This is a genomic window from Pontibacter sp. BAB1700, from assembly GCF_000277005.1.
GTDB lineage: Bacteria > Bacteroidota > Bacteroidia > Cytophagales > Hymenobacteraceae > Pontibacter > Pontibacter lucknowensis.
This window is the reverse complement of sequence record NZ_AKIS01000267.1, coordinates 1-1,151: the sequence shown is the minus strand read 5'-3', so window position 1 is coordinate 1,151 and position 1,151 is coordinate 1. Positions and strand designations below refer to the sequence as shown.

1 protein-coding gene is annotated in these 1,151 nt (G+C 50.2%); it reads right to left on the bottom strand.

From position 1 onward, the window contains the following. Positions 1-1,098, bottom strand: a 1,098-nt coding sequence (locus O71_RS21160) for an IS481 family transposase (protein WP_007661369.1), incomplete at its 3' end; no start/stop codon positions are given. Positions 1,099-1,151: the final 53 nt, after the last annotated feature.

Genomic DNA, 1,151 nt, shown 5'->3' with positions numbered 1-1,151 from the left:
TACCCCTTCGTCTGCGGGTGAAAGGCTGGTTCCGAAAAAAAAATGTTTGACAGGATCTTGCCTGAGTGTGTCGAGCATCTTCTCCTTAGCCAACGTAATTGTCTCGAGCAGCGTCTGATAAGGTGTTCTCCCAAAACAGTATTTACCTGTGTGGGTGCGCTCCTTGTTGTAATGCTCCAGCCACAGGTCCAGGTCCTCTTGTAATTCTTCTAAAGTAGTATACACTTTTTTGCGAAAAGCGATCGCGTAGAACTCCTCCTGCATGGTGCGGTGGAAGCGCTCGCAGATGCCGTTGGTCTGCGGGCTCCTGGCTTTGGTCTTGGAGTGATCGATGTCCTCAATGGCCAGGTAGAGCTGGTACTCATGGTGCTCCCTGGCTCCGCAGTATTCAGTGCCACGATCGGTAAGAACGCGCAAGAGCTTTAGATCATGCTGCTCGTAGAACGGCAGCACCCTGTCGTTGAGCATATCGGCAGCCACCAGCGCGTTCTTCCTATCATACACTTTAGCTTGTGCCACTTTGGTATAGGTGTCAATGAAAGTCTGCTGATAAATCTTGCCCACGCCTTTGATGTAGCCCACGTAATAAGTGTCTTGCGCACCTAAATAGCCGGGATGGTGTGTCTCGATCTCTCCGTGCGCCGTCTTCTCTTCTTTAGCCTTTTCCAGGGCTACGATCTGCGCTTCTGTCAGGATCAAGCCTTCCTGAGCTACCTTCGCTTCTAATGCTTTTAAACGCTTGGGAAAAGTCTCCAGGGCGTGGCGCAGCCAAATGGAGCGCACCCCGCCAGGTGAAATGAAGATGCCTTGCTTTTTGAGTTCGTTGGAAGCTCTGAGCTGTCCAAAGGCTGGCTGCTCAGTAGCCAGTGCTACTACCGCTTCTTCTACGGCTTGTTCTACCCTGTTCTTGATGTTGGGCTTGGAGCGGCTGATCTCCTGCAGGGCGGATGTGCCACCTTGTTCATAGAGCTGCTGGAAGCGGTAGAAAGAATCTCGGCTATAGCCCATCACCTTGCAGGCCTGGGATACGTTGCCAAGCATCTCGGCCAAGCTTAGCAATCCTAACTTGTTTTTGATAATTTTGTCTTGAGTGGTCATGATATAATCGGGTTTAAATAATTAAATGCGTCACATTCAATTTACTTAAACTG